The sequence below is a fragment of the Leptospira saintgironsiae genome (assembly GCF_002811765.1).
GTDB lineage: Bacteria > Spirochaetota > Leptospiria > Leptospirales > Leptospiraceae > Leptospira_B > Leptospira_B saintgironsiae.
The window spans coordinates 258,621-284,983 of the sequence record NZ_NPDR01000001.1 but is presented as its reverse complement, the minus strand read 5'-3'; the positions used below and the strand labels follow the sequence as shown (position 1 = coordinate 284,983).

The following is a 26,363-nucleotide window of genomic DNA, read 5'->3' as shown; positions in this document are numbered from 1 at the left end:
ACTACTTGGTCTTTTGGACCTTCTTCTTATTGGACGTAGCTTTTTTAGGTTTTGCTTTTGCAGATTTAGCAATTGTACTGCTTCCGTTTTGATCTACCATTCCTGATAATTCAGTGAATAGAGAAAGTCCTGAAATTTTACCTGGAACGATTACGTGGGCCGCTCCATTATTTCTGAGAACTTCAGCTTCTTTAGGATCGTCCGTAGTTAGGATGATCTTAGGTTGGTGATGTCTACAGATACTTTTTAACGATTCCAGCAATCTACGATTGGTAGTTCCTTTTAGGATCATATCGGAGACTGTACAAACTATATATCTTGCTTCCTCTATTCCTAAATGATGAAGGCTTTCCGGGTTTGCTAAATCTCCATATGCCCAACGAATCCCTTTAGATTCTAAAGTTTGTCTATAGATAGGATTGAAATCCACTACCAACATTCTTTTGAGCCAAGAAGGTTTATCATTTTCTATCCCATCGATTAAACCTTGTGCAATTCTGAAATATCCTAAGACTACGATATCTCTTTTTGTTTCACCGGTAACTTGGGACTCTAATGGCTCTTTATTTTCCTTCACTCCAAAGATAGATAAGAAGGAGATGATTCCTCTTGCGATCGCATCATTAAATAAGATCACATAAGTGGAAATGATAGAAGCGATGATCATAGAAGTGAGAACGATCGCTTGTAGGTCTTTTCCAATATGTTCCTTTTGCACTCCAAGAGCCAAGATCACCAAAGAGAATTCGGAAATTTGTGCCAAGTTAAGACCTGCAACAATCCCTGCTCTTAAACCTTTGCCTGAGAAGAATACTGTTGGAGCAATGATCAAAACTCTGCTCACTAAAACGAATCCAACCGCCAAGAATGCGAGTCCTAAATCACTCGCACTCGGAGCTTGGATTTTCATTCCAAGAGCTACGAAAAATAATGTAATAAAGAAGTCCCTGATCCCGGAAAGTTTACTGATCACATCTGCGCCATAAGGGAAAGCTGCGATACTTACACCGGCGATCAATGCTCCCATCTCTTTAGATAGTTGAAGTTTTTCTGCGACACCGCATAAGAAAAAACACCAAGCAATAGAAGTGATCAAAACCAATTCAGGTTTGGAAGCCGCGAATAAGAAAATTCTAGATAGAATATAACGACTGACTATGAAAGCGACCGCAACAAGAGCGATACCTTTGACCAAGGATCCAAGCACATTCAGGATCTGAGGATCTTGTAAGTCTGGTTGGATCCCCATAAATAGAATGGCCCAAATATCTTGTAGGACCAAAACACCTATCGTAAGTCGCCCAGCAACAGTACTGATCTCAAATTTATCATGAAGTAGTTTGACCACGATCATTGTGGAACTGAGAGATAGAGCGATCGCAAAGTATAGAAGATCAAAATTTCCTGGAGCAGGAGGGAAGAATGTGCGGAATGCAAACCAAGCTGCTGCAACACCTAAGAAGAATTGTATAACTCCCAGAGCGAACATCGAGCGTCCCATTCTGGCCAATTCTTTTAGATCGATCTCTAAACCGATAATGAACAATAAAAGGATCAAACCGATCTCAGAGATCAGTTCTATACTTTCTTCACTTTTAACATACCCGATGGTTAGCTTTCCACCTACATAAGGTCCGAATAATGGGCCGATGATCAAACCTGCGATTACATAACCCAAGACCAAAGGTTGTTTGAATGCTTTTGCTATGATTGCGAAGAAAGTCGCGAAAATAATACTAAGGGCGATATCAACTAATAGAGTAAGTGAATGATGTTCCATCTTTTCGGCGTGAATTCCCCTTAGATTAGTTTTGTTGGAAGGATATTACAAAAAGAAATTATTAAATGAATATAGTCCATTCACTTTTTAATACGAATTTTCGTATCCAGAGAATGAGGGAGAAATACTCCAAGAGAGAATTTAGTCGTTGGACTTGAATAAATCCTTAACAGCGTCTTTCGCTTTGGATAAAGTATAATCTTCTCTATCAATCAGCACAAAGTCTAAATTCTCTTTTTCTATTCTAGCCAAAACTTTAGCGATGTCAGCTGGAGATTTTAAGTTGGTGGCCAGATACTTGAACTTGGCCCCACATTCTGGACAAGACTTGTCCTTAGTGTAATTTAGCCCAAGATGTTTACATTTTCCGCAAGTTCCATATAGATCATCTATGATCATCAATTGAGAAGAAACTTCGCTTACGTTCAGTTTTTGCCAGACACGGATATATTTTTTGTCTTCAGCCGACATTCTTTTAAAAAAACGAATTCGAAAGATTAGTCAAGGGTTTTACGGATTGTTTGGAGAATGAGAGTTGTCGCCTCTTCTAACTCGGATTTGGAAATACAAAGAGGAGGAGCAAAACGGATTGTATGATCATGAGTTTGTTTTGCAAGGATTCCGGACTCTAATAGTTTGTAGCAGATCTTTTTGGCTCTTGGCCCAGTCGCATCTGGGAAAAATTCCACTGCGTTTAACAATCCCTTTCCTCTGATCTCTTTAACTTTATCAGGATATTCAGACTTCAGAGCTTGTAGAGAAGAGCGAAATTCTGCTCCTCTCATATCTGAGTTCTCTGAAAGATTTTCTTCTAATAATACTTGGATTGCTGTTTTAGCAACCGCGGCTGCTAAAGGATTTCCTCCGAATGTGGAGCCATGGGTTCCCGGTTTTAAAGTAAGAATAATCTCATCAGAACTTAAAACTGCAGAAACAGGAAGAGTTCCTCCGGATAAAGCTTTGCCGAGCACGAGTAGATCTGGTTTTACATTCTCATGATCTGCAGCCAAAAGTTTTCCAGTTCTACCAAGACCGGTTTGTACTTCATCCAAGATCAGAAGCACATTATTCTCGGAGCAAAGTTTACGTACTTCTTTTAGATAACCTTCTCTTGGGACGATTACTCCTGCTTCTCCCTGGATAGGTTCCACCATAAAAGCAGCTACATTAGGATCTTCTAATTCTTTTTTTAAGGCTTCTACATCGTTAAATGGAATGATAGAAAACCCTGGAACGAAGGGACCAAAATCTCCTCTGCTCGTCGGATCAGTAGAAGCGGAAATTGCACCGATACTTCTTCCCCAGAAATTTCCAGAAGCGAAAACGATCTTAGCTTTGTCCGAAGGAACTTTTTTAATTTGGTATGCCCATCTTCTTGCAAGTTTGACAGAAGTCTCTGCTGCTTCTACTCCTGTGTTCATTGGAACCATTCTATCAAATCCGAATGTATCACATAAAAATTTTTCCATAGGACCCAGTTGGTCATTATAGAACGCTCTGGAAGTAAGAGTTAGTTTTTCGGATTGGGTTTTTAATGTTTCTATAATTTTAGGATGGCAATGGCCTTGGTTCACTGCACTGTATGCGGATAAAAAATCGAAATATCTTTTCCCATCCGTATCCCAAAGAAAGATACCCTTCCCTCTCTCTAACACAACGGGAAGAGGTTCGTAGTTAAATGCTCCGTACTCTTTTTCGGTATCGAAGTAAAATTGGGAAGTTTGCGTGTGCATCGTACTCGATTCTAACTGGTTCAAGAGTCACACAAGGAGATTTCGGTATTTTACCTTGACTTTTGTGTTTCAACTTGTTGAAATTTATCGCATGCAATTCTCTTCCCTGAAAATATCCGCTTCTATACCGATCGTTTTTGCGATTATGTTCCTTACGAACTGTCTTTATACGAATATCAAATCTCCAGGTTGGTACTATTCTCAAAGTTATTCAGATGTAAGAGGAATGGAGCCAGTAGGAAAATTAGAAGGAACATCCTGCGGAACTAGCTGGCTCTGGATGGTTTACACTGGAGATGAGAGTTACGAGGCTGCGGTCCAAAATGCAATTAAGGATAAAGCGGACCTTCTATTCGATGTTCAAACTGATTATAGTTACAAATCCTTTATATTCGCTCTTTATTTTGAAAAATGCACCAGAGTTACTGGGATAGGAGTGAAACTTCCACAAAGACTTTTGAAAAAAGAATGATACTCATTCCTTACAAACGGATCTTTTTTACAATTCTGATCGTTGCAGAGTTGGTGGGTTGTATCCAGATGGGCGGGGCAAATAAGGCATTGGTCCGTAGAAATCCAGAACCTTATCCAACCGGGATCGGAATTCCACCAGACAATGACGTTCATTTGAATGGTGCAAATTTCAGAGATCCTTCTATCCATTATGGAGAATCATCCACAAAGTTGAGGACCGGCGGTTTTGACGGTTATATCAGAACTACAACTTCTCTTCCACATAAAGATATGTTTCATGCATCTCTAGATGGTTGGGACTGGTCTGAGCATAGGATCGTAAAATTCGAAGGAGAAAGTAAGGGTTGTCAATTCGGCGTACGTTTGTTTCTTCCAATTAAACGAGGGTCTAACGAAGCATTCATTCCGATCCACTTTACTTTCGGAAACAAAAGTTTTTACGAAGACTTAGGCGAGCAGATGAAGTTAAATTCTATTGAAGCCTTATTCGATAGTAGGCTGGACGTAGAGTACACCGCCTATATCTTCGGATTATTCAGAAGAAAATGTCTGAGGTTTCAAAGTTATGGCATCCAAAAATTCTAACTCTATTCCATTATTCTTATCTGCTATTTTAGGTTTTTTAGCAGTGGCTCTTGGAGCATTCGGAGCCCACGGATTAAAATCAATATTAACTCCTGACTTGTTAGTAATCTATGAAACAGGAGCAAGATATCATCTCATCCATGCAGTAGTTTTACTAGTGCTAGCATTGAGTGGAAAACTTTCAGAATCCAAGTTTAGAAGGATCGGTTTTTGGCTGATCTTCAGCGGGATCTTGATCTTCTCCGGTTCATTATACGCGCTTTCTTTAACAGGAGTCCGAGTTTTAGGTGCAATCACCCCCTTTGGAGGATTGGCATTTTTGTCCGGCTGGGCATCTATAGCTTATTCGGCTTTCTCTGATAAGGAATAACTTCTATCTGGTAATATGGAAATTAAAATCCGTATTACCGAAAGTTCCGTACAATCTTAACCAAAGAGGTAGTATCATTTCGGTTGCCCTTGCACCGGTGATATCCCCTAGGTCGATAATATTCTTCCAACTAAAATCCTTAGCTAAAAGATCTGAGACTTTTTTCTTTGCTTCCGGATCGTTTCCACAAATGAATACATCATGTTCTCCTGGAACTCCGGAAGCGTTTACCATAATAGTACAATTCATTGTATTTAATGTTTTAACCACTTTCAGATCTGGAAAAGATTTTTGGATGGTTTCACCTAAAGAATCATTTGTTCCAAAGATTAAACCAGGAGGCCTTCCTTTAGAAAAATCAAGGGCGTTAGCTAGATCTACTAAAACCTTTCCTTTCAGAGTTTCTTCTCCAGCGGATTTTAAAACTTCTACACTGATCTCTCCCTTGGTACAATTAAAGAGAATGTCTCCGAAAGAAGCTGCATCCTTAAAGGTTCCTTGAGACGCTTGACTTCCCGATTTAGAAACCCACCCGGCCGCTTTTTCATTTGTAGCGGAACGAGATCCCATTTTTACCTCGTGTCCTTTTTCGATTAGTTTGCTACCGATGGTTTCTCCTACCATTCCAGTCCCTAAAACTCCGATTTTCATTTAATTCTCCGAGGTATGATTTCAAAATTATTAAACAGATTCAGTTTAACTGTTCTTAGACAAAAGATCCAATGTATTGTTCTTTCTGTATTGGAAAAAAGAAATAAAACTGTCACTGTATTCCTTTTTAAAAATAGGGAATGATAGTTACGAATATGAAAAACGAATATACGATTTTCCAAATAGACGCATTTACAGATTCTTTATTCAAAGGAAATCCTGCAGCAGTTGTTCCTTGGGAAGGAGACTGGTTGCCAGACTCCAAACTTATCGATCTAGCAGCAGAGAATAATTTATCAGAGACTGCATTCTTTCGTTCTAGAAAAGAGAAGGGAGAATATGATCTGAGATGGTTCACTCCAGGTGTAGAAGTGGATCTTTGCGGTCATGCAACTTTGGCAACTGCGTTTGCAATTTACGAAGTGTTGGAAGATAGATCGGATGTTCCTTCTTTGAAATTTCATACTAAGAGTGGGATCTTGGAAGTGTTTCAGGAGAATGGAAAATACTATTTGGATTTTCCTGCAAGGCCGCCGGTAAGGACTGATTATTCTCCGGACGATGTGGCTTCTTGTTTTAATATAAAAGCAAAAGAGATTTTAAAAGCTCGAGATATTGTATTCGTTTTTGAGAAAGAATCAGATGTACGAGAATTAATCCCGAATCATGAAGCCTTGAAAAATCTTCCATTCTTTGCAGCGATTGTGACTGCTCCCGCAGACAGTGGGAAGTCCTACGATTTTGTTTCTAGATTTTTTGCTCCAGCTAAAGGAGTTCCAGAAGATCCAGTGACCGGTTCTTCTCATTGTACTTTAATCCCTTTTTGGTCTGAAAAATTTGGGAAGAAGGAACTGAATGCTTATCAAGCTTCTGCAAGAGGTGGATATTTAGTTTGCGAGAATAAAGGAGAACGGGTCCGTATAGGAGGAAACTGCAAACTTTATTTAAAAGGTTCCTTTTATATGGAGTAAAAGTTTTACTTATAGGATTTATTCTTCAGACCTGAATCTATAATTTGTAATATCTTCTCCGCTTCTTGCAAAGCGTTGTTCTTATCGATTTGTAATAAAGGATTATTCAGTTGGCATTCATTAAGAAGAACTGAATACCCATGAACCAAGGACCAAGCAGCAGTCGCCATTTCTTTTGCTTTAAATTTATTGATCTTGTGTGATTCACAAAGTAATACCGTTTCCCAAAGTTTTAAGAAAGAATTCTTACCCTCTTCGGATAGATCTTCCAGATCACCAATAGGTCCAAGATCTATATGCCACATTGCTCTGTAATAGCCAACATTCTCCAAACAAAAAGAAATATAAGCAAGCCCTAGTCTTCTTAATCTATCAAATGGATCAGAAGGAGAAGAAGCATTTTCTGCTTTTGTAAATTCTTCAGTAATTTTTATAAATCCATCTTTTGAAATTTGAGCGAGAAGGTCCCTATGAGAAGGGAAATGCCTATAAGCAGCAGCATGACTGACTCCTGCTTCTCTTGCGATCTCTCTGATCGTAAACGCTGAATCTTTGCTTATCTCCAAACGTTTTAAGGCTAATGTTTTTAGGGTTTCTGCCAGATTCCCATGGTGATAGGAACCTTCTGGCTTTTTTACTTTTTTCTTTGCGGGCATAAAAAATTTCCTAAAAAATGTTGACGTTGGTAACATTTGGTGTTACCAATAGTAACATTATCGGACCGACAATAGATTTTTCAAGTAAATCCCGTATCAAATCGGGAAATTAAGAGGTTTTATGACTCCAGAACTAACATTCAAACTAGCTAGCAATTTTGCGATTATAGGCTGGTTATTACTCGCGGGTCTTCCAAATGCAAGAGTAACCAAATTATTGGTAAGGAACGGGGTTTGGCCTTTGATCCTTTCCGGATTGTATTTGTTGATACTTGCATTTCATGCGAGAGGAGGATTTGATTTCGGGTCCTTAGAAGGTGTAACTAAGCTCTTTGCTAATCCTTGGGTATTGCTCGCAGGATGGGTTCATTATCTTGCATTCGACTTATTCGTTGGAATTTGGGAAACTAAGGAAGCAGAGGTATTGGGAATTTCAAGATGGATACTCATCCCTTGTTTGTTCTTCACACTGATGTTTGGACCAATCGGTTATTTATTATTCCAAATCGTTCGCTGGCGAAAAGGAGGAAGCTATGCAAGCATCTAATGTTTTATATCCGAATCATTCTCAGTCAGAAGGTTTTTTCTATATTTTAAGAAAGAACAGAGGTTTAAGTTTTTATACTGGGTTGGTATCTTTACTTTTAATACCAGTTTACCTTCTTCTTTCCCAACTAGATCCAAGAACCGTTATGGGGATCAATACTTGGATCAAACCAATTAAGTTCGCAGTTTCGATTGGGATCTTTCTTTGGACCATGGCTTGGTTTTTGGAACAGCTTAACGATTTTCCTGGTTTTAGAAATAGAATGGAAAAATATTTCGTGATTGCTCTTTCCGTAGAATTGATACTGATCACTTTGCAAGCGGGTAGAGGTGTACAATCTCATTTTAATAATTCTACAATTTTAGATTCAGTAATCTACGGAGTTATGGGACTTTTTATTTTTCCTATGATGGTAGTGCCAATCTTAATGGATCGAAAATTTAAACTTCTAAGTTCAAAATTAGATCCTAGGATTTTGATCTCGATTCGGTTTTCTCTTTGGATCTTGGCAATTGCTTCTATCATTGGGTTTTTTATATCTCAAAGATTATCTCATGCAGTAGGAGTTCCTGACGGAGGTCCTGGATTGCCTCTTGTGAATTGGAGTGTGAATGGTGGAGATATTCGTATCGCTCATTTTGTTGGGATACATGCTTTACAAGTTCTTCCGTTATTTGCCGTCTTAGCAATTAAACAAAGTTGGAATACTTTAAGTGTTAAAATTGTCTCTATAGGTTATTCGATCTTGGTAGGGGCAGTTTTTGTGAATGCGATGTTTGGTCGTCCTTTGATCTAAGGATTTTAAAATCCGAACCTGTCGTGTTTTGATTTGGTTCGGATCGATTTTCTTCTTTTAATTTTTCCTTACATTCTAAATTGGAAATTATAATGGAATATTTTAAATCGGTAATGATCTTTATACTCGCAGGATTCTGTGAGATTGGCGGTGGGTATCTTGTATGGCTTTGGTATAAAGAATCCAAATCCGTGATCTATCTTATTGCGGGCGGATTGATCTTAGCTTTGTATGGAGTAGTTGCCGCCTTACAACCTACTTCTTTTGGAAGAGTGTATGCTACCTACGGTGGATTTTTTATTGTTATGTCGCTGCTATGGGCTTGGAAGATGGACGAATTCCAACCGGACCGATACGATATCATCGGATCTATGATCGCTCTCTTTGGTGTAGCAGTGATCTATTATGCTCCTAGATAATAGATCTTTAAAGTAAAAAGTTTATCCCCTTTCCGTTCCGAAATAAAATTTCCCCTGTCTGCGGATCAGATTCCTTTGGATCAATCCATCTGCAATAATGAGTAAACCTTGGGCCGCTGCATGTTTCTTTTCGTCCGGAACATCGTTTTGTTTGGACATCAATTCGTGAACAAATGCTCTACGTTTTGCATCCATAACTCCTAACATGGAGCCACAAACTTTTTTATCTCCCACCAAGAATGCAAGTGCCAAGGTTTGAGGTGGAGTTTCATTGCATAAATAAAACAAAGCAAGATTATCGAAATAGGACAATTCTTCGAAGGACTTTAGAGTTAATTCTTCCTGATCTTCTCCACTCATACTGACTCCTGTTCTTTGATCTTAGAATCCAGATATTCTACCAAATATTTGGAATTCGGTTCTTCTCCGGTTGCTTGTCGGATGAGTTCCTTTGCTTCCAAACTTCTACCCTTACTGTGAACATGTTTTCTAAGCCAATCAAGGAGAGAAGAAGTTTCTCTGTTTTTCAATTCATCCTTAAACTTAGGATTTTGTTTCAAGAAGGCAGAATAGAGTTGGGCCGCGTAAATATTTCCTAAAGAGTAAGTAGGAAAATAACCGAAGGCACCGCCGCTCCAATGCACATCCTGCAAAAACCCTTTGGAATCATCAGGGACATCTACACCAAGCAAAGACTTCATTCCATCTTTCCATGCGCCTGAAAGATCTTTTAATGCAAGTTCCTTTTTGAAGATTGCTCTTTCAATTTGGAATCGTAAGATCACATGTAGATTGTAAGTGACCTGGTCCGCTTCTACTCGGATCAAAGAAGGTTTGGATTTATTCACAAAAGAATAAAGTTTAGAAAAAGGAAGAGAAGATTCTGAAATACCTAAGTTCTTCAAAAATAACGGATAGATCCCTTCCCAAAATTCTTTAGATCGTCCCACCTGATTTTCCCAAAGACGACTTTGAGATTCGTGAACACCTAAAGAAACAGAATCTTTTAAGGGAGAAGGACCTCCTGGAATTAGCGCAATCCCAGCTTCATACAAAGCGTGACCAGTTTCATGCAAAACAGAATACACGGAAGACATAGGATCAGATTCTTCATAACGTGTGGTGATCCTTTTATCAAAAGAACCTAAAGAAGTAGAGAATGGATGAGCGCTCGAATCCAAACGAAACCCTGATTCAGGCAAACCCAATAGAACAGGAAGACTTGTGTTAAAAGGAATTTGAGAATCGATCGGAAAATTTCCCTGAAAAGGAAAGCTAGCATCCTTTGCCTTTGCAATCAAAGGAACTAAAGATTTTCTGAGATCAGCAAATAGAATTTCTAAATCTGCTGCTTTTGCTTCCGGCTCATATTCATCTAAAAGAGCGTCATACGCTTCTGTAGAATAACCGAAATAATCAGCCTTCTGAAAAACAAGATCTACTATCTTTTGTAAGATAGGAAGAAAAGAAGAAGCATCATTCTTCTTTCTTGCATCCACCCATATAGAATGTGCCTGGCTAGTGACCTTAGAAAACTCTTCCACCCAAGAAATTGGTAAACAAGAAGAACGATCCAGATCTTTGAATAATAAATTCAGTTCTCTTTCTCTAAGAGATTTACCGGGAGCATCAGCGCGGGAGTTTTCTTCTCTGGCTTTTTCTGCTAAGTTACGAAACGAATCACCTATAAAAGATTTATGAGCAAGCCCGGAGAGAAAACTAAGTTGGTCCCCTCTCTCACTTAAGCCGTCACTTGGGATACCGATTTCCATATCCCAATGTAAAACACTTCCAATGTTTCTAAGATGATAAATATTACGGAATTCATCCCGATAGGCCTTGAACGCCGGAAGGATATTTTCCCAATTTTGAAGCTCAGATTCCCACATACTTAAAAAACATTCTTTTCGATTGACATCTCGCCCACCAACCAAAAACTGACTTTTGTCTATCGCGGGCATGGTGTAATGGCTAGCACCGTAGCCTTCCAAGCTTCTAGTGAGGGTTCGAGTCCCTCTGCCCGCAAAAATTTCCCCCCTTAAATCAAAACTCAAAACCCCGTCTTCTAATTTTGTCATAAAGTTTTTTCTGGACTTGTTTTTACTTAGTATTTAAATCTGACCTCATTCTTTGGATTGGTGAAGAATTATGGATCGAATTCCAAAATACGTTTCTATTCTTTTAATTTTATTGTTTGCAGCGACGTTGTCTGCTCAAAACGAAACTTATACTGTAACTGCAAATTCTTGGCCTGCCGATTTTTCTTCTTTTGAGTCGTTTAGAGATGCGAATGCAAGTACTTCTCAAGGAGCGGTTATCGTTCTTTTAGCGGCACTTTCTATCTATTCTAAAAATGCAGAAGAAGGTAAGAAGGCCTTAATCATTTGCTTGGATGCTAACTCTCTCATCTCGGATACTTCTCCCAATGGATACAAAGGTTTTAATATAAATCGGAACACGATCGATTTAGTGAAAAGACAGTTAGAACAACATCCTTATTTGATAGGTTCATATCTTCCTGGTTCTTCTTTTCAAAACGGTTATAAACCTTCTAACCCTCCTTATAATTTTACGCTAACTTCAAATCGTTTTAGTGGAACAGAAGAGTCCGGTCAGAAAAAATTATTTCTTCCTTCTTCTGGGGCTGACACTCCAAGACCTGTGACTGTAAAAAGAAACGCAAAAGGAGTGTGGAAAGCTTCCGAGTTTTCTAGTTTATTGGTAGGCATTAAAAAGCCTGCGACTTCTAATCCTGCAGATGATCTTTGATCATTTTTCACACTTGATCTTAAATTCTATAAGTAATTTTCGAGATCTTATCTTCTAATCGTTATGACTGGGACTTCTGGTTATAACGATGTTCTCTTTTCGGATTCTTTCTGTTTTTCTTATAGTCTTCTCCTTTTGTTTGAGTTCCTGCAAAGATCATTCTAATGGAGAAAGAGATTCTATATTAGTATTTCTTTTAACAAGAGTTTGGATCCCTTCTCCTGGAACATCTTTCCAAATCCAATTTTCTGGCACCTTAGATGAATCGGTTGATGCACAAGTATTTGATATAGATTTAGATCTGACTGATTCGGATCCAACAGTGATCCAAAGATTACATACTTCTGGTAAAAAAGTGATCTGCTATATCGATGTGGGCTCTTATGAAAATTATAGATCGGATGCTTCTAAATTCCCTCCTGAAATTTTAGGGAATGTTTACAGCGGTTATCCTGATGAGCAATGGTTGGATATCAGACGTATTGATCTTTTGAGCCCGATACTTTCTGCAAGATTTGATAAGGCGAAAGCAAAAGGCTGTGATGGAATAGATCCCGATAATTTGGATGGTTACCAAAACGATACAGGTTTTTCTTTAAGCGCAGATGATCAGATCAGATTCAATCGTTGGATTACCGATCTTGCTCATTTTAGAGGAATGTCTGTAGGATTAAAAAATGATCCTGATCAAATTCCAGATCTGATCGGAAACTTTGACTGGGCTATTACTGAAAGTTGTTATGACGGCGGATGGTGCAATTTAGAAGAAACATTTCCAAACAAAGGCTCTGCAGTTTTTCAGATAGAATATGTAGAGAATGGAACGACTAAGAACGATTTCTGTTCTCAGTCGATCTCATATCGTCTATCCGGTTTTTTGAAAAACCAAAGTTTGGATGCTTATCGGGATCCTTGTCCTTAAGAAGCTTCCTTCTGTAACATATCCGCGGCGAAGGCTTCTTCCAATTGACGAACTGCATTTTTAGAATAAGCGATCAGTTCTTTTTCGTTATGTCTGAGTTTGAATTGATCCTTGACCATTCCTTCATCATAATCTCTGAACTTTTGGATGAAGTATTTTACTTCCGAAGGTAAAAATCCCAAGTCTTTTAAAGTTTCTTCTGCAAGTTCTAAAGAAGAAGCAAACGTATCTCTTCGTATCGTTTCAATCCCCAGTTCCATTAGATCGAAGTAATGGGATCTATTTCTTGCTCTTGCAACAATCCTTAAGTTTGGAAAATTTTCTTTAGCGATCTTGGCGATTTTTACAGATAACTCCGCATCTTGGATAGCAAGTACAAGTATTTCGGCTTGGGCAGCTCCCGCTGCATTTAATAGATCTAGTCTACTCGCATCTCCATAATAGATCTTATGACCAAATTTTCTGGCAGCATTTACTTGATCAGCATTATGCTCTAACGCGGTGAACCTTATCTTATGCAGATATAACATCCTGGAAATGATCTGTCCGACCCTTCCGAAACCTGCAATGATCACACGGTTCTTTTCATAAATTGGATCTGCGGGCCTTTCTTCTTCTTCGTGTAAATAAGGATCTATTACTTTTTCTTTGATGATTCCTACAAAAGGAGTGAGTATCATAGACGCAGTAACTATGACGATAGAATAGTCAGTAATTTCTTTAGATAAAACACTTAGCTGGGCAGCCACATTCAGGATCACAAACGCAAATTCTCCACCTTGAGAAATACTAACCGCAAGATTGGAAGATGAATCAGAAGTTAGTTTTGCGATCTTTCCTAATACAAAAAGAACAATCCCTTTTACTGACATTAGTCCGAAGGCGAGTCCAAAAATCAGGAATGGATGATTGATCAGAATATCCAAATTCATGGACATACCAACCGCGAGGAAGAATAGACCTAATAATAATCCTTTAAAAGGTTCTAAGTTAGCTTCTAATTCATGTCTATATTCTGAATCAGCGAGTAACACCCCTCCTAAGAAAGAACCGAGCGCCATGGAAAGCCCCACTTTTTCCATTGCAAAAGAAACTCCAAGCACGAGCACCAAAGAGAGAGCCACGAAAATTTCGTGATTTCCAGTAGCGGCGATCATTCTGAAAAGAGGTCTCATCAAAAAACGTCCGCTTAAGATCACTAAAAAAATAGCAGCAACCGCAGTTCCTAATTTATAAAAATTTAATCCATTATGAGCGGTTTGTCCCGGTTCTAAAGCTGCCAAAGGAAGAATCGCCATTACTGGAATAACTGCTAAATCCTGGAAGAGAAGGATTGCAAATGCAGATCTTCCGTAAGAAGTATTGAGCTGATTTTTTTCTGCTAAGGATTGAAGAGCAAATGCAGTAGAGGAAAGTGATAAACTGATCCCTAATATGATAGAAGGAATAAGGCCCAATTGGAATAGATAGCCGATCAATCCACCTAATAAAAGTGAAGAAACTGCTACTTGGAAAAATCCCATTCCGAAAACCGGTTTTCGGAGTACCCAAAGAGTTTGAGGTCGGAGCTCCAACCCAATTAAAAAGAGTAGAAGGACCACACCGAATTCTGCAAAATGCATGATCTCGGTCCCGCCGGTAACGAGTCGGATCCCATGAGGTCCGATTAAAATTCCTCCTACGACATAACCTATAATAGATCCTATTCCTAACTTTTTAAAAACAGGAACACATAGAACGGCTGTGCTGAGTAGAATAATGGCAGTAACGAGTAGACTTTTCTCTTCCATCAATGCTCTTCCTTTTGATTTGGATTAATTTTCATTAGACATTTTACGGATATGGAATAAAACCACTTTTCCAAGACATGTTCCAGAAATTGCGATTGTCCAGATTTATTTTTTTACTTTGTGTTTATTCATTTTCAGGACCACTTTTCTCTCAAGATTTAAAGACTCAAGAGACCTCAGGCAAACCCAAAGAAAAGACAGTCTTAAGTAAAGAAGAGGAAGACGGTCATAAAAATGAAGAACTGAATCCTAAGAAAAAAGAGGATCTGGTGATCCCGATCCAGTTCGGTTTCTTCGTCGACGGCTATTATAATGCCAGTTTGAACCGACCCGCATCCAAAGAACTATTATATACAACACAAGCAACTCGAACCAACGAGTACAATATCAACTTAGCTTATCTAGACGCCAAAGTAGAAACAGATAAATATAGAGGAAGGTTCGCAGTTCAATTCGGTACATCTGTTGTCGCAAATTATTCGGGAGAAGGGACCACAGGCAAAACTTCTAACGAATCATCTATTCGAAACATGCAAGAAGCATATGGAGGTGTTCGTTTAGGAAAATCTACTTGGTTGGATGCTGGGATTTATTTTGGGCATTTAGGATATGAGTCTTGGATCTCTCATGAGAATTTTGTTTATACTCGTGCATTCTCTCTAGACTACGTACCTTATTATGTTTCGGGAGCAAGATTAAGTGGAAAGATCAGTGATAAAGTTTCTTACCAACTTCATTTGAATAATGGATACCAAGTAGTAACGGACAATAATAAGGACATCTCAGGAGGTTTTAGATTAGAATGGAATCCTCTAGGCAACTTGATGTTTCGTTGGAATACTTTTATAGGGAATGAACAGCCGACTACTACTCCGAAAGAAACCAGGTATTATAATAATTTTATCGCGGAATGGAAACCATTCCAACGACTTACATTAGCTTCTTCTTTTGATGTTGCTTACCAAGAAAGAGCTAGCAGAGAAGATCTGGTTTATACTCCTGAAGGTCCAATCTATCTTCGTCGGGATGGTACTGCTTTTAGACAAACCTACGTGGGAAATCTATGGCTAGCGTATCGATTCTTGCCTGATTGGAGAATTGGTATGAGATTAGAAAGATATCTGGATCGGGACCAGATGATCATCGTTACAAATACAAAGGATGGCTTTCAAACTAGTGGCGCAACTGCGACATTAGATTATCATCCGGATCCCGCGATTTTAGTAAGATTTACTTACCAATACAGAAGATCTATGGATTCGATTTATCCCCACGAAAACAATACATCCAAGTTAGATCGTATGTTTATTTTCTCACTTTCGCTTAAGATCTAAATCGGTTGGGCAATATTATCGGGAGAAGTTTTCTTCCAGAAATACCGGGCGGAGATAAAAGAATATGTTTACCCATTTGAGAATTTTTGCTGGAACCGATTGCGATCCGATTCCTTTCGCAAACATCTAAGCACGAAACTTCCAGAACTTTTACACCTTTAATCCCTTCTGACCGAAGAGCGTCTTTTAATTCAGATTTCAGACGGGTTTTTCTGCCATTAGTTTCTCCATTTATTTTCATCGCACATTTACTACATATGAGAATTGCTTCTTCCCAATCTGCGGAGACAGATTCCACACTTTGTATTGGAACTTCTTCTCTTCCTTGAAATAAAGAAATTAAATTCATTTTGATTCCTCTTAAATCATGTTGGAAGAAGAGCCAAATCCTTGGATTTATTTTGCTCCTTTTTACTTAAATCCAATTTTTGCAGTTAGACTATGGTCTTAAATTTTTTCGTTTTTTCAATATATAAGTTTAGAATTTTTCTAAAAAAGATTGAACAAAATTAAATTGTATGCAATCTATTTACTACGTAACTAGGAGGTGCCCAGCTGTGGCCCAGAATTTATACGAACTAACCGCTACTTTAAACAACGGATCTGAAAAGAAATTACAAGATTATAAAGGAAAGGTCCTTTTAATCGTCAATACCGCAAGCCAATGTGGATTTACTCCTCAATATAAAGGACTTCAAGAAATGTACGACAAGTACAAAGGAAAAGGTTTGGAGATATTAGGATTCCCTTGCGACCAATTCGGTCACCAAGAGCCGGGAAGTGACGCAGAGATTGAAAGTTTCTGCCAAGTAAATTTCGGAGTGAATTTCCCTCTTTTCAAAAAGATAGAAGTGAATGGGGACGGAGCTCATCCGGTTTATCAATACCTTAAAAAACAGGCTCCAGGGCTTTTGGGAAAATCTATTAAATGGAACTTTACCAAGTTCTTGATTGATAAACAAGGAAATGTGATCAAAAGATTCGCTCCTATGACTCCTCCTGAAAAGCTAGACAAACAAATCGAGGAACTTCTTTCCAAGTGAATTACGAATCCTTAAAGTTAGAGAAACAGATTTGTTTCCCACTTTACGCTTCTTCTAGAGCGGTGACTGCATTATACAGGCCGCTTTTGGAGGAGTTTGACATTACGTACCCTCAATATCTTGTTCTTCTTGTCCTTTGGGAAACCGATAAAATTCCTTTAAAAGAAATTGGAGATAAATTATTTCTGGATTCAGGGACATTAACTCCTCTTCTCAAAAAAATGGAATCCGCTGGTCTGTTGACTAGAGATAGATCAGATCAGGACGAACGTTCTCTTGTGGTAAGCCTGACCACAAAAGGAAAAAAATTGCAAAAAAAAGCGATATGTATTCCGGAACGATTGTTGGAAGAATCAGGTCTCACCGCTGAAAAGGTGCAAGGCCTGAAACGAGATCTGGACGACCTTCTTATTATCCTAGAACAAAAATTAAGAAATTCGGCGTGACAAATCCGTTTTATCGAAAACTATAGAGCCGCTTTTTTAAATAGTGCGCTCGCGCTAAGGAGTTAAGAATGAAACGTCAATTATCCGCAATATCATTTGCTGCGGTACTTATATTCGGAGCTTGTTCTTCCGAACAAAAAAAATCAGAGGCGGCTTACGTTCCGAATTCGGATATTCGTGTTGTAGAAGCGAATATGGTTAAAGAAGGAGATAAAAGAATTAAAGCAGAAGCTGTTTTAGGAACTCCTACTTTCGAAGAAAATACTCAAGACGGATCTGTTTTAGAATGGTATTTTGAATCCACTACATACCAAAAGAATTCTTACAAAACTCTGGCAGATAAACCTTCCAGAATAGATGATAGCACTAAGTATATCAAAGTGATAGTTGATAAAAAAGGTGTGATCAAAAAATACGAATACAAACTTTAATTCGTATATTGATCCACATCTACAAAAAGGCCGCTGGTTTAGCGGCCTTTTTATTTTCAGATATCGTCTTCCATCAGATCGATTCCAGTAAACCCAAGAAGAAAGTCTAAAAATTCCCCAAAATTAAATCCTAACCTAATACCATATCGAATGGAAATATAGAATTCCACTTCGAACAAAAATGCGGATGGATAATCATCTTTGTTTTTAGGATTTTGGGCTAAGAATGTCTGGATTGCCTCGTTCCTTTTTCGAGGATCTAAACTCTCCAAGTATTTTCGAAAGAATGCTTCCTTTTTGGCTTTTCTTCTTTCAGAGACTGGATTATTATAAAAACGTAAATATCGAATTTCGTAACTTTTAGAATTTAATCTTTCGTCCGAAAGTTCCGGAGTAGGGTTGGGATCTTGTTCTGATTCGGGATTTTCTGGAAGTAATAAAAAATTATCTCCCGATGGTGAATTTGATTCAGGTTTTTTGATTTCTTCTTTTTGAGGAGAAGTTTCGGTCGAAGGCATAGAGTGGAACTTCTCCCCGCCTAAAAATCCAAAGATCAATTGTTGGGACCTGTAAGGTCCGTAAGTTCCACCTCTTAATCCGTATCCGGTTCCTAAGTCTCTTTTTCCAGGTTCAGATTCTCCACCTTGAAAAACAAATCCAGTTGCAAGAGGTCCTATTCTAACTCCGATTCCATAACCTGGAGTTTCCACCCCTGCAGTGAAAACGTCTCCTAAATCTTTTTTTCGATGAGACCAGTATGTTGAACAATCGATCACTATAAGGCCGAAAAGAAAAATACAGAAAAAATGTATGATGAGTCTTTTTTTCATTTCGGGAGATAGTCTGACTTTAGTTGCCAAGATCGGCTTTCCGCTAAGCTCTCTGTTTCATCAGGAAACGCAATCGTAAAAGTGGAGAAATTTTATTGGTTTTCTTCCTCTAGTCTTATTGAAAAGTGATCCGGATATAAAAATTAAAATTGGAATGAATAGATGAACGAATTGGAAGAAACTAGAGTCCATCATAAAAACATCGCCGTCTTCGGAGGCGGGCCGATGGGAGTTCATCTTTCCGTATCTTTAGCAGAAAGAGCAGACAGACTTTTTCTTTGGTATTCTGATAAGAAGAAGGCGGATCGTCTTCAAAAAGATAGATCCGCAGAATTGTTAGAAGAATTTGTTCCTCTTGCTGACAATATTATCGTTACAAACGATTTCGATTTTTTATCGCAAGGTTCTTGGGTCATCGTTATCGCAGTTCCTTCCAGACAAAAAGAAAATGTGATCGATAGACTTTCTTCTTATCTTTCAGAACAAGAAGAACATACGATCATTTCTTTTACTAAAGGTTTGGTTTCCACTTCTACCCGTAAAAAGACAAACGCTATTACTTTCTCAGACTATGTAATCAAGGTCAGAGAGATGAAAGAAAATCTGAACATGGAATATGTGGCTGTGGCAGGACCTAACCTTCTTTCTGAGATGGCAAAAGGGAAACATAGCTTCTTCTCTATTGCATCCACAGGTGAAAAAGCTTCCGAGGTTATGGAAGATCTTTTTTTCGGACCCAGAAATCATATCAAAACTTTTGAAGATATCAGAACCCTAGAATTATTCGGGGTAATGAAAAATCCGATCGCGATTGCATGCGGTCTCGTAAATGGAATTCCAGAATGTGGATCCAATTTTGAAGGTGAGCTGATCAGTTTAGGTTTTTCAGAAATATTAACTCTATTAAATGCATTAGAACTTCCAATAAAACCTGCGATGGAATTTGGACTCGCTGACCTGATTACCACTGCAACTTCCAGAGCAAGTCGAAATAGAGCTTATGGACAAAGATTTATTCGCAAACTAATCTCTGGAGAGGATTCTCCAAATTTACTCGAAAGAATTGAGCTATTTTTAAATCCAAAAGAATTCATCCAAAAAGAAATGAGCCAGAGTGAAACGCATGTAGAAGGAGCTTATGCACTTTCTACCATTCTAGATCTTGCGGAAGAGAAAAAGGTGGAACTCCCACTTTTTACAACACTCTTTGAAGTTCTTACTAGAAAAGTTTCTCCTACTGAAATGATCAGATTTGTTTCTAAATCTACTAGCGATGATATTAGAAATATTTCTAGAACTGCTCGAAAAAGATTTGGTTTGTCTTTGGCATCTGGGAAGGAATTCCAACAAGCATTAAGAAGAAGGGTACTTCGACATGTTCATTCTCAACCTGGATTATCGGATCGGATACTAAAGCAGTCAGGATTACAGATTAAGTCTTTGGAAAAAAGATATTCTGAAGCTGTGGAAACTGAAGCAGGAACAGATCTGATGCTTCTTCCTAAAGAGATTGAATTATGGCAAGAGGCAGAAGTCGCTTACGAAAATGGAAAAAGCAGAAACCTGGAACGTTTAGTAGATTTTTATGTTTCCGAAATTGCAGATGGGTACAGTCCTCTTTTTAGAGAATCTCTCATTCATTTAGTAGCTCCTGCACGTTTTGCAATTGGTGGTTTTAAACCTGGAGGAGGACTTCCTAAGATCGGTGGAAATATAAAAGAGATCAAAGCTCTTGCTTCAAGATACGATATCTTATACACTCCAACTCATAGATCCCATTTAGATTCTATCGAAGTTGCTTTTGGTCTCAGATGGTTAGGTCTTCCTGTTCCAAGATATGCTGCTGATAAAAAAGTGATGGGAACTCCAGGGCTTGCCAGAGTTTTGAAATCCTTGGGCGCCTATATGGTGGATCGAAAAAGAAATCGAAACCTTCTTTATTTAGAATGTTTAACCCAATATTCTACAATGATGCTCGAAGCTGGAATTCCAACATTAGTCTATCCAGAAGGAACCAGATCTAGAACTGGTGGTATCATTCCGATCAAGACAGGAATTCTTTCCACATCAGTGGATGCATTTAAACATACTGGAAGCGAAGTGATTGTAGTTCCAATCGTTCTTTCTTATGAGAATGTTCCTGAAGATGTGGAGTTTGCAGGAAAAGACACTCATCTTTCTTTTAGAGATTTCTTATTTAAAAGAACAGAAGTATATATGGATCTTTGTGAACCAATTCCTGTTTCTAGATATATGCAAGAAGATGATCCCACTCTTTCTATTTCTATGGAGATCTCCAGATCTTGGCAGGCCCATCATAAAATTCTTCCGAATCAAATAGTCGCAAAACTTTTGACGGAAGCGGATGGAGAGATCAGCTCTTCCGATCTAAACAAAATGATAGAAGAAATGATCTTAACTAGAAAAGGAAATTATCTGACAAAGGATGTTTCTGAAATTGTAGATAGAGGGCTCAAGGTTTTAAATTCCAGAAAGTTCATTAAAAGAGAAAACGGTCAGATCAAGGCATTGGAACCTGAACTTCTGCAATATTATGGAAACATGATACCAGACCCGACCTAGTCGGGTCGGTTTTGTTAATCCACTTTGATCTTAGATGCGATCAATACCGCTCTTTTGCGAAGCATAGAGATGGATTCATCTTTATCTGAATAAGTAAGTGCCACTCCCATCCTTCTGTATTTTTTGGTGATTGGTTTTCCGAAAATTCTCAAATCAGATTCAGGCATTTCACAAGCCTTGTCCAATCCTTGGATATTAGGGACCTGTCCTTCTGTTTGAGCAAGAATGACAGCACTTGCGCCTTTTCTTACTAAAAGAATTTCAGGAATTGGAAGACCTAAAACTGTTCTAACATGTAACTCGAATTCGTTAAAACTTTGAGTTCCAGCTAAGGTAACCATTCCAGTATCATGTGGTCTTGGAGAAAGTTCCGAAAAATAAACATCATCTTTCGTTAAGAAAAATTCTACTCCCCAGATACCAGCACCGCCCAACTCTTTAGTGACCTTCTCCGCCATTTCTTGAGCTGACTTAAGTTGAGAATCACTGATCTCTGCAGGTTGCCAACTTTCTTGATAGTCTCCTCTTTCTTGTCTATGGCCGATAGGAGGGCAGAATAAAGTTTTTCCTGATTTTTGTGTTACCGTTAACAAAGTGATCTCGGATTCAAAGGAGATAAATTCTTCGACTATGATCTCTGACGCTCCAGTTCTTCCCTTTGTTTGAGAAGCGATCCAAGCAGGTTCAATATCTGATTCTGTTTTGATTACGGATTGTCCTTTTCCGGAAGAGGACATCAAAGGTTTTACAACACAAGGAATTCCAATGGTTGAGATTGCTTCTTTCAATCCTTCTAAAGTAGAAGCATATTTATACTTTGCTGTTTTTAGAGCCAAGGTTTGTGAAGCAAGGTCTCTGATTGCTTTACGATTCATCGTAAAGTTAGCTGCCTTAGCACTTGGAACTACTTGGTAACCTTGTTTTTCGTATTCGTAAAATCTTTCGGTTCGAATTGCTTCAATTTCTGGAACGATCAGATCCGGTTTATGTTTGGCAACAATTCTATCTAATGCGTCCCCATCCAACATATCGATAACTTCTTTTTCATGAGCTACCTGCATTGCGGGTGCGCCGTCATAACTATCGACAGTAATTACATATTGGCCTAATCTTTGGGCTGCGATTACGAATTCTTTTCCAAGCTCACCTGAGCCGAGCAAAAGTATTTTCTTTTTCATAGGTTCTTTTAGAGAATTTCCGGAAAGGAAGGAGAATGAAAAGGAAAAAATGAGGGTTTGGCCGATTTGCAAAGAATACAAACCGGCCTTAAGAATGTTTACTTTTTCTTTTTAGTAACCACGTCAAAGTTTTTGTATTGGATATACTCCACTTCAGAAACATTCAAACGGTGGATACCTTTGGTAGAATGTACCAACATTGTATTTCCTACCTGAGTCACGACTGCTCCATGTAAAATTGTATTATCCAGCTTATGAATGGTTTCTAAAACGCTGTAATATTTTTTGATCTCTTCTTCAGAGTTCAATTTTTGAGAACCGGCTATCGACTCCACTTTGTCCAGAGCGATATTCAATTTTTCACCTTGGTCCTTCTCAATCTCTTTTGCTAAGGACTTACTGTTTAAGCTGCCTGAGATCAAATCCTCATCTACTTTTACTAAGGTCTCCAAATCTGCACTTTCTCTAGGATCTCTTTCGAATTTTCCTTTTTGAACAGTTCTCACCAGATCGGTCCTAAAATTTTCGATACTTTGGGTGATTGCTGCATCATCCAATTGATTTAAAATTGTTTGAGCTAATTGGTCGAATTCAGGCTTAACTTCTGCCTCTTCTTCTTCAGAGATCACTATTTCATTTTCTTCCAATAGTTTTTGGAGTTTTTGGTAGTTTGGATTTTCAGCAATTTTATCCGCAGGAATTACTTGGCTGACCGGCGCCTTTAAGGTCATTGCAACCATTCCCTCATATACTTTAATCTTAGGAAGTGTGCCTTGAACTACTTCGAAGGAGAATGCAGTTCCGCGAACACCTGCAATTGCTGTAGGCGTGGAAATTTTGAACTGCTCTTTCTGGCTTAATTTATTTGTTTTTACAAGTAGAAGACCCGTTTTCACTGCGAGGGAAGTTTCTTCTGAAAGATCTCCATGTAGAGAATCGATGCTTAGATTTGTATAAGGTTTTAAACGGATTACATGGCCCAGACCGGTTTGTAAGTCTAAACTTCCGCTGTTCGTTTTGATGGTATCGTCTTTTTGTAAGACACTTCCTAAAGAAAGAGGGATACGCTTTCCGTTTCGTTCTACTTCTACTTTTCCGGTTAGGAATATGACTACTAAACCAGGTTTTGATTTGGTGCCTAGGATTTTAGAGCAGAAGTTTGAGGATCCGATGAATGTTACAATTAGGAACAGAAGAAAGAGTTTTCGATTCATTTGTTTATTCCGCCTGGAAATAAAATAGTTCCGATCTATTTATATTTAGAACGGATAAAATATATTTCCAATTATAAATAACAAACTCAGACTTATATTTTTGCAGAAATTTTGGAAATTCGTTTTTATATAATAGATACTGCGACTAAAAAGGTTTTACCCATATGTATAAATCGATTCTCGTTCTATTCTTTTTGTTTTTGATATCTCCACTCGGTTCGACAGACCTGGGAAAAATCAGGTTTAACGGGACCGCAACCGATTTGGAAACAGGCACTTTATTGTATAAAGATTTCCATGAAGAAACTTGGGAGAATGGCAAACACGTTAGTTCTATTATTACATACAAGGATCGGGAAGGAAAAATATTCGCGAAAAAAAAGATCAATTTTCTAAAAAACAGAACTCTTCCCGAATTCCAATTGGAGGATTATCGAGACGGATATTTGGAAGGAGGTATATTGCAAAGCGGAAGTTCAGTTAAATTATTTGCCCGTAGAAAATCAGCAGATATGATCCAAGAAAAAATTTTGGACGGTGGGAATTTATCCGCCTTAGATGGAGGTTTTGATTATTTCGTGATCGATCATTGGGAAGAGCTCATATCGGGTAAAAAAATAAACTTCCACTTTTTAGTTCCTGTAGAAAGAGATAAGTTCCAATTTTCCGTCGAGAAAACCAAAGAAGGAGAGTATAAAGGTAAGCCTGCCTTATTTTTAAGAATGAAGATAGCGAGTGCTATTCTTTCCATGTTTGTAAAACCGATCGATTTAGTATATGATATCGAATCCAAAAGAATTATGGAATTTAAAGGTACTAGTAATATAAACGATGAAAACGGAAAAAGTCATAAGGTGAAAATCGTTTACGGGTTCAGATAAAATTTTAAAATCCTGATCTCCAAAATGCTAAGCCCTTTAACTTTATATTTTTTGCATATTCTTCCCAGAGTTTTAGATCCAGGATCAGGCTACCTTCTCCTTTGTCCGTGTGGATTAAATAAATCCCTTCTTTTTCTTTTCCAAGTTGAAGTGCAAAATTTTTATCCGAACTTTGAGTTAGGAGCTTGGGCCGTTTTAGGTCCTTCTTCCAATAATAACCGTACAAAGGAAGTCCTAACCAAATCTGTTCTGGTTTATATGTTTTAAGAAGATGTTCCATATTTCGTTTTGCCCAACCAATTTCGGTGACTGGCCCTGGAGAAGTTTTAGGTGAATGTAAATCGTAAGCCATGAGCACGACTTCATCTGCGAGATTCTCTTTATAAATTGCGGAATGAAAACCGGAAAGTTTAGGATCGAATCCTTCTGTTGGAAAAACCGCCAATGTTAGAAGTTTGCCTTTCTTCTTTAGGACTGGTTGGAGTTCCAACAAGAGCTCTTTATAATGAGTAGAATATTCCGGACCTATACCTTCAAAATCTAAATGGATACCAGAATAGAAAGAATGATTATCCAAATAGAGTTCTAGATTCCGAATGAGTATATTTCTGAGTTCTGGAGAAGCCAGAACCTTCTTCCCTGCAACTTCTGATCTAAAAGTAATAAGTGGAAACCATCGGATCTCATTCTTCTTTCCAATTGTTTGAAGGGTAGAAGGTACCGAGGTCGCGGAAACTTCTCCATTAGCTCCGATATAAGTCCCTGTAAAACAAATGCTGGTCCTCGGTTTGAATTCCTTCTCCCAATAAACCAATGGTTTTGAGCTTAGATCCTGGCTTATAGTATACTTCCAAACGTTCTCCTGAGCCGATAAGGGACATAGGTAAAAACAAATGACGCAGGTAAACATGGATCTGAGCCTTGAAAAGATCTTCATTTATCCGTCCTGTAATATTAAGGAAGCTGATCCTTGATTTTTCTTCAATCCTGAAGGTTTGATCTCCGATTTTAAATACACAGCCAGGGTCGAAGAATTAGGTAGGATGCGAATGATGGCAATCACGAATACAGGAATGGGTGACTTGATCCGAGACGGATTAGATCGTCTTGGTATTTTATCCTCCTCCAAAAAGGCGGAGATCACCCATCATTCTACCAGCCTATTCGAACTATATAAGGCAAGGTTGCCTGACGGTTCTCAACTTGCCATTAAGATCATTCCTAAAAAAGAAATGGCGGATACAGAAGCAGAAGGTCTGGAACAACTTTGCAGACTTGGTGTCCGAGTTCCAGAATATCTAGGAACCGTTCATTTAGGAAAAGTTTCTCTTCTTGCAATGGAATTCGTACAAACAGGTTCTTCTGCAGGGTTCAGAGAAGACCTAATCGCCAGTTTAAAAAATTTATACAAAAACGAATTCGGTTCCTGGGGTTGGAAGAAGGATAACTTTATAGGTTCTCTTAACCAAGCCAATGGTTGGTTTTCTTCCTTCAGAGAGTTTTATTGGGAAAGGAGATTAAAACCTCAGATAGAACTTGCGCAAACTCGAAAACTTCTGACAGACAAAGATTCACAAGCGATCCGCGGGATCTTCGATAAGTTTTCAGAAGATTGGGGATTGGATCATGTAAAACCTAGGATGGTCCATGGAGATCTTTGGTCAGGAAATGTTTTACAAGGTAAGAATGGATTTGCGTATTTGATTGATCCATCCGTTGCTTATTCGCATCCGGAACAAGACCTTGCAATGTTGCAATTATTCGGAAGTCCTTTAAATCTAGAAGAGATGCAGGACATTTTGGCCACTGCAGGTTTGGATGATCCGGGCAATCTGAAGGATAGGATCCAATTCTGGCAGTTATATCCTGTGCTTGTGCATATAAATTTATTCGGCGCTTCATACCTGACTAGCCTTAGGCACATTCTTCGCTATTATGGCGTGAAATAGTTTTCTTGATA

Annotated in this window: 30 protein-coding genes and 1 tRNA gene; 18 read left to right on the top strand and 13 right to left on the bottom strand. The window is 38.4% G+C overall.

Annotation, left to right across the window (positions count from 1 at the left end):
- Position 1: 1 nt before the first annotated feature.
- The 3 genes from CH362_RS01320 to rocD form a co-directional block, all read right to left on the bottom strand.
- Positions 2-1,780, bottom strand: coding sequence for a cation:proton antiporter (locus CH362_RS01320; protein ID WP_100708555.1), 1,779 nt, complete (start codon positions 1,778-1,780; stop codon positions 2-4).
- Between the two features lie 141 nt (positions 1,781-1,921).
- Positions 1,922-2,251: a hypothetical protein gene (locus tag CH362_RS01315; RefSeq protein WP_100708554.1), complete on the bottom strand. Its 330-nt coding sequence runs from the start codon at positions 2,249-2,251 to the stop codon at positions 1,922-1,924.
- Positions 2,252-2,277: 26 nt separating this feature from the next.
- Positions 2,278-3,513, bottom strand: coding sequence for an ornithine--oxo-acid transaminase (gene rocD / locus CH362_RS01310; protein WP_100708553.1), 1,236 nt, complete (start codon positions 3,511-3,513; stop codon positions 2,278-2,280).
- A 145-nt stretch (positions 3,514-3,658) separates the two neighbouring features.
- Here rocD and CH362_RS01305 point away from each other — a divergent pair, with 145 nt between their 5' ends.
- The 3 genes from CH362_RS01305 to CH362_RS01295 are packed head-to-tail and all read left to right on the top strand — an operon-like array spanning position 3,659 to position 4,942.
- A complete protein-coding gene (locus CH362_RS01305; protein ID WP_175284896.1) occupies positions 3,659-3,985 on the top strand; it encodes a TRL-like family protein in 327 nt (108 codons plus the stop codon).
- On the top strand, positions 3,982-4,572 hold the full coding sequence (locus tag CH362_RS01300) for a hypothetical protein (protein ID WP_100708551.1): 591 nt from the start codon (positions 3,982-3,984) through the stop codon (positions 4,570-4,572). The genes CH362_RS01305 and CH362_RS01300 overlap by 4 nt, the downstream gene beginning before the upstream one ends.
- The gene (locus tag CH362_RS01295) at positions 4,553-4,942 is read left to right on the top strand and encodes a DUF423 domain-containing protein (protein ID WP_100708550.1); all 390 of its coding nucleotides are present in this window, start codon (positions 4,553-4,555) and stop codon (positions 4,940-4,942) included. The genes CH362_RS01300 and CH362_RS01295 overlap by 20 nt, the downstream gene beginning before the upstream one ends.
- A gap of 3 nt (positions 4,943-4,945) precedes the next feature.
- Here the strand turns inward: CH362_RS01295 and CH362_RS01290 are convergent, their stop codons facing one another.
- On the bottom strand, positions 4,946-5,593 hold the full coding sequence (locus CH362_RS01290; RefSeq protein ID WP_100708549.1) for an NADPH-dependent F420 reductase: 648 nt from the start codon (positions 5,591-5,593) through the stop codon (positions 4,946-4,948).
- A gap of 15 nt (positions 5,594-5,608) precedes the next feature.
- Here CH362_RS01290 and CH362_RS19470 point away from each other — a divergent pair, with 15 nt between their 5' ends.
- Together CH362_RS19470 and CH362_RS01285 are read left to right on the top strand one after the other, a co-directional pair.
- The gene (locus tag CH362_RS19470) at positions 5,609-5,737 is read left to right on the top strand and encodes a hypothetical protein (RefSeq protein WP_279628953.1); all 129 of its coding nucleotides are present in this window, start codon (positions 5,609-5,611) and stop codon (positions 5,735-5,737) included.
- Between the two features lie 11 nt (positions 5,738-5,748).
- Positions 5,749-6,564: a PhzF family phenazine biosynthesis protein gene (locus CH362_RS01285; RefSeq protein ID WP_100709225.1), complete on the top strand. Its 816-nt coding sequence runs from the start codon at positions 5,749-5,751 to the stop codon at positions 6,562-6,564.
- A gap of 5 nt (positions 6,565-6,569) precedes the next feature.
- Here the strand turns inward: CH362_RS01285 and CH362_RS01280 are convergent, their stop codons facing one another.
- Positions 6,570-7,220: a TetR family transcriptional regulator gene (locus CH362_RS01280; protein WP_100708548.1), complete on the bottom strand. Its 651-nt coding sequence runs from the start codon at positions 7,218-7,220 to the stop codon at positions 6,570-6,572.
- Between the two features lie 121 nt (positions 7,221-7,341).
- Here CH362_RS01280 and CH362_RS01275 point away from each other — a divergent pair, with 121 nt between their 5' ends.
- From CH362_RS01275 to CH362_RS01265, 3 genes are all read left to right on the top strand, one after another.
- Complete coding sequence (locus CH362_RS01275) at positions 7,342-7,767, top strand: ABA4-like family protein (RefSeq protein ID WP_100708547.1); 426 nt, start codon at positions 7,342-7,344, stop codon at positions 7,765-7,767.
- Entirely contained in the window at positions 7,754-8,563 is an 810-nt protein-coding gene (locus CH362_RS01270; protein ID WP_100708546.1) for a hypothetical protein, read from the top strand. Before CH362_RS01275 ends, CH362_RS01270 begins: the two co-directional genes overlap by 14 nt.
- A gap of 92 nt (positions 8,564-8,655) precedes the next feature.
- On the top strand, positions 8,656-8,982 hold the full coding sequence (locus tag CH362_RS01265; RefSeq protein ID WP_100708545.1) for a YnfA family protein: 327 nt from the start codon (positions 8,656-8,658) through the stop codon (positions 8,980-8,982).
- A gap of 21 nt (positions 8,983-9,003) precedes the next feature.
- Here CH362_RS01265 and CH362_RS19210 read toward each other — a convergent pair whose 3' ends face one another.
- Positions 9,004-9,342, bottom strand: a complete 339-nt coding sequence (locus CH362_RS19210; protein WP_165780214.1) for a hypothetical protein — start codon at positions 9,340-9,342, stop codon at positions 9,004-9,006.
- Positions 9,339-10,871: a carboxypeptidase M32 gene (locus CH362_RS01260; protein WP_165780230.1), complete on the bottom strand. Its 1,533-nt coding sequence runs from the start codon at positions 10,869-10,871 to the stop codon at positions 9,339-9,341. Before CH362_RS01260 ends, CH362_RS19210 begins: the two co-directional genes overlap by 4 nt.
- A 64-nt stretch (positions 10,872-10,935) precedes the next feature.
- Between CH362_RS01260 and CH362_RS01255 the strand changes: the two genes are divergently transcribed.
- From CH362_RS01255 to CH362_RS01245, 3 genes are all read left to right on the top strand, one after another.
- Positions 10,936-11,007, top strand: a tRNA-Gly gene (locus CH362_RS01255).
- A 123-nt stretch (positions 11,008-11,130) separates the two neighbouring features.
- On the top strand, positions 11,131-11,751 hold the full coding sequence (locus tag CH362_RS01250) for a DUF6935 domain-containing protein (protein ID WP_100708544.1): 621 nt from the start codon (positions 11,131-11,133) through the stop codon (positions 11,749-11,751).
- An 88-nt stretch (positions 11,752-11,839) separates the two neighbouring features.
- Complete coding sequence (locus tag CH362_RS01245) at positions 11,840-12,673, top strand: endo alpha-1,4 polygalactosaminidase (RefSeq protein ID WP_100708543.1); 834 nt, start codon at positions 11,840-11,842, stop codon at positions 12,671-12,673.
- Here the strand turns inward: CH362_RS01245 and CH362_RS01240 are convergent.
- Positions 12,670-14,463, bottom strand: a complete 1,794-nt coding sequence (locus CH362_RS01240) for a monovalent cation:proton antiporter-2 (CPA2) family protein (RefSeq protein ID WP_100708542.1) — start codon at positions 14,461-14,463, stop codon at positions 12,670-12,672. The genes CH362_RS01245 and CH362_RS01240 overlap by 4 nt on opposite strands.
- Positions 14,464-14,558: 95 nt before the next feature.
- On the opposite strand from CH362_RS01240, the gene CH362_RS01235 reads away from it, so the two are divergent.
- Positions 14,559-15,797, top strand: a complete 1,239-nt coding sequence (locus CH362_RS01235) for a porin (RefSeq protein ID WP_244280450.1) — start codon at positions 14,559-14,561, stop codon at positions 15,795-15,797.
- On the opposite strand, the gene CH362_RS01230 is transcribed toward CH362_RS01235, so the two are convergent.
- The gene (locus CH362_RS01230; protein WP_100708540.1) at positions 15,787-16,146 is read right to left on the bottom strand and encodes a hypothetical protein; all 360 of its coding nucleotides are present in this window, start codon (positions 16,144-16,146) and stop codon (positions 15,787-15,789) included. The genes CH362_RS01235 and CH362_RS01230 overlap by 11 nt on opposite strands.
- 208 nt (positions 16,147-16,354) lie before the next feature.
- On the opposite strand from CH362_RS01230, the gene CH362_RS01225 reads away from it, so the two are divergent.
- From CH362_RS01225 to CH362_RS01215, 3 genes are all read left to right on the top strand, one after another.
- Positions 16,355-16,840, top strand: a complete 486-nt coding sequence (locus CH362_RS01225) for a glutathione peroxidase (protein WP_100708539.1) — start codon at positions 16,355-16,357, stop codon at positions 16,838-16,840.
- Entirely contained in the window at positions 16,837-17,286 is a 450-nt protein-coding gene (locus CH362_RS01220; RefSeq protein WP_100708538.1) for a MarR family winged helix-turn-helix transcriptional regulator, read from the top strand. The genes CH362_RS01225 and CH362_RS01220 overlap by 4 nt, the downstream gene beginning before the upstream one ends.
- A gap of 68 nt (positions 17,287-17,354) precedes the next feature.
- Positions 17,355-17,717, top strand: a complete 363-nt coding sequence (locus tag CH362_RS01215; RefSeq protein ID WP_100708537.1) for an LIC13410 family lipoprotein — start codon at positions 17,355-17,357, stop codon at positions 17,715-17,717.
- A 56-nt stretch (positions 17,718-17,773) separates the two neighbouring features.
- Here the strand turns inward: CH362_RS01215 and CH362_RS01210 are convergent, their stop codons facing one another.
- Entirely contained in the window at positions 17,774-18,547 is a 774-nt protein-coding gene (locus CH362_RS01210; protein ID WP_425269017.1) for an LIC13411 family adhesin, read from the bottom strand.
- 162 nt (positions 18,548-18,709) lie between these two features.
- Here CH362_RS01210 and CH362_RS01205 point away from each other — a divergent pair, with 162 nt between their 5' ends.
- Positions 18,710-21,130, top strand: a complete 2,421-nt coding sequence (locus tag CH362_RS01205; RefSeq protein WP_100708535.1) for a 1-acyl-sn-glycerol-3-phosphate acyltransferase — start codon at positions 18,710-18,712, stop codon at positions 21,128-21,130.
- A gap of 14 nt (positions 21,131-21,144) precedes the next feature.
- Here the strand turns inward: CH362_RS01205 and purT are convergent, their stop codons facing one another.
- Both purT and CH362_RS01195 read right to left on the bottom strand, forming a co-directional pair.
- Positions 21,145-22,308 carry a formate-dependent phosphoribosylglycinamide formyltransferase gene (purT, locus tag CH362_RS01200; RefSeq protein WP_100709224.1) on the bottom strand — a complete coding sequence of 388 codons (1,164 nt, stop codon included), beginning with the start codon at positions 22,306-22,308 and terminating at the stop codon, positions 21,145-21,147.
- 98 nt (positions 22,309-22,406) lie between these two features.
- Positions 22,407-23,522, bottom strand: a complete 1,116-nt coding sequence (locus tag CH362_RS01195; protein ID WP_100708534.1) for a FecR family protein — start codon at positions 23,520-23,522, stop codon at positions 22,407-22,409.
- A gap of 263 nt (positions 23,523-23,785) precedes the next feature.
- Here CH362_RS01195 and CH362_RS01190 point away from each other — a divergent pair, with 263 nt between their 5' ends.
- Complete coding sequence (locus CH362_RS01190) at positions 23,786-24,403, top strand: hypothetical protein (RefSeq protein ID WP_244280449.1); 618 nt, start codon at positions 23,786-23,788, stop codon at positions 24,401-24,403.
- Between the two features lie 4 nt (positions 24,404-24,407).
- Here the strand turns inward: CH362_RS01190 and CH362_RS01185 are convergent, their stop codons facing one another.
- Entirely contained in the window at positions 24,408-25,340 is a 933-nt protein-coding gene (locus tag CH362_RS01185; protein ID WP_100708532.1) for a glycosyl hydrolase family 18 protein, read from the bottom strand.
- A 115-nt stretch (positions 25,341-25,455) separates the two neighbouring features.
- Between CH362_RS01185 and CH362_RS01180 the strand changes: the two genes are divergently transcribed.
- Positions 25,456-26,352 (top strand): fructosamine kinase family protein, encoded by an 897-nt coding sequence (locus tag CH362_RS01180; protein ID WP_100708531.1) that lies wholly within the window; start codon positions 25,456-25,458, stop codon positions 26,350-26,352.
- Positions 26,353-26,363: the final 11 nt, after the last annotated feature.

Bases quoted from the DNA above. Each gene is read 5' to 3' on its own strand.
- CH362_RS01320 (WP_100708555.1), bottom strand. From the start codon at position 1,780: ATGGAACATCATTCACTTACTCTATTAGTTGATATCGCCCTTAGTATT.
- CH362_RS01315 (WP_100708554.1), bottom strand. From the start codon at position 2,251: ATGTCGGCTGAAGACAAAAAATATATCCGTGTCTGGCAAAAACTGAAC.
- rocD (WP_100708553.1), bottom strand. From the start codon at position 3,513: ATGCACACGCAAACTTCCCAATTTTACTTCGATACCGAAAAAGAGTAC.
- CH362_RS01305 (WP_175284896.1), top strand. From the start codon at position 3,659: ATGTTCCTTACGAACTGTCTTTATACGAATATCAAATCTCCAGGTTGG.
- CH362_RS01300 (WP_100708551.1), top strand. From the start codon at position 3,982: ATGATACTCATTCCTTACAAACGGATCTTTTTTACAATTCTGATCGTT.
- CH362_RS01295 (WP_100708550.1), top strand. From the start codon at position 4,553: ATGGCATCCAAAAATTCTAACTCTATTCCATTATTCTTATCTGCTATT.
- CH362_RS01290 (WP_100708549.1), bottom strand. From the start codon at position 5,593: ATGAAAATCGGAGTTTTAGGGACTGGAATGGTAGGAGAAACCATCGGT.
- CH362_RS19470 (WP_279628953.1), top strand. From the start codon at position 5,609: ATGATTTCAAAATTATTAAACAGATTCAGTTTAACTGTTCTTAGACAA.
- CH362_RS01285 (WP_100709225.1), top strand. From the start codon at position 5,749: ATGAAAAACGAATATACGATTTTCCAAATAGACGCATTTACAGATTCT.
- CH362_RS01280 (WP_100708548.1), bottom strand. From the start codon at position 7,220: ATGCCCGCAAAGAAAAAAGTAAAAAAGCCAGAAGGTTCCTATCACCAT.
- CH362_RS01275 (WP_100708547.1), top strand. From the start codon at position 7,342: ATGACTCCAGAACTAACATTCAAACTAGCTAGCAATTTTGCGATTATA.
- CH362_RS01270 (WP_100708546.1), top strand. From the start codon at position 7,754: ATGCAAGCATCTAATGTTTTATATCCGAATCATTCTCAGTCAGAAGGT.
- CH362_RS01265 (WP_100708545.1), top strand. From the start codon at position 8,656: ATGGAATATTTTAAATCGGTAATGATCTTTATACTCGCAGGATTCTGT.
- CH362_RS19210 (WP_165780214.1), bottom strand. From the start codon at position 9,342: ATGAGTGGAGAAGATCAGGAAGAATTAACTCTAAAGTCCTTCGAAGAA.
- CH362_RS01260 (WP_165780230.1), bottom strand. From the start codon at position 10,871: ATGTGGGAATCTGAGCTTCAAAATTGGGAAAATATCCTTCCGGCGTTC.
- CH362_RS01250 (WP_100708544.1), top strand. From the start codon at position 11,131: ATGGATCGAATTCCAAAATACGTTTCTATTCTTTTAATTTTATTGTTT.
- CH362_RS01245 (WP_100708543.1), top strand. From the start codon at position 11,840: ATGTTCTCTTTTCGGATTCTTTCTGTTTTTCTTATAGTCTTCTCCTTT.
- CH362_RS01240 (WP_100708542.1), bottom strand. From the start codon at position 14,463: ATGGAAGAGAAAAGTCTACTCGTTACTGCCATTATTCTACTCAGCACA.
- CH362_RS01230 (WP_100708540.1), bottom strand. From the start codon at position 16,146: ATGAATTTAATTTCTTTATTTCAAGGAAGAGAAGAAGTTCCAATACAA.
- CH362_RS01215 (WP_100708537.1), top strand. From the start codon at position 17,355: ATGAAACGTCAATTATCCGCAATATCATTTGCTGCGGTACTTATATTC.
- CH362_RS01210 (WP_425269017.1), bottom strand. From the start codon at position 18,547: ATGAAAAAAAGACTCATCATACATTTTTTCTGTATTTTTCTTTTCGGC.
- CH362_RS01205 (WP_100708535.1), top strand. From the start codon at position 18,710: ATGAACGAATTGGAAGAAACTAGAGTCCATCATAAAAACATCGCCGTC.
- purT (WP_100709224.1), bottom strand. From the start codon at position 22,308: ATGAAAAAGAAAATACTTTTGCTCGGCTCAGGTGAGCTTGGAAAAGAA.
- CH362_RS01195 (WP_100708534.1), bottom strand. From the start codon at position 23,522: ATGAATCGAAAACTCTTTCTTCTGTTCCTAATTGTAACATTCATCGGA.
- CH362_RS01185 (WP_100708532.1), bottom strand. From the start codon at position 25,340: ATGAAGATCTTTTCAAGGCTCAGATCCATGTTTACCTGCGTCATTTGT.
- CH362_RS01180 (WP_100708531.1), top strand. From the start codon at position 25,456: ATGGCAATCACGAATACAGGAATGGGTGACTTGATCCGAGACGGATTA.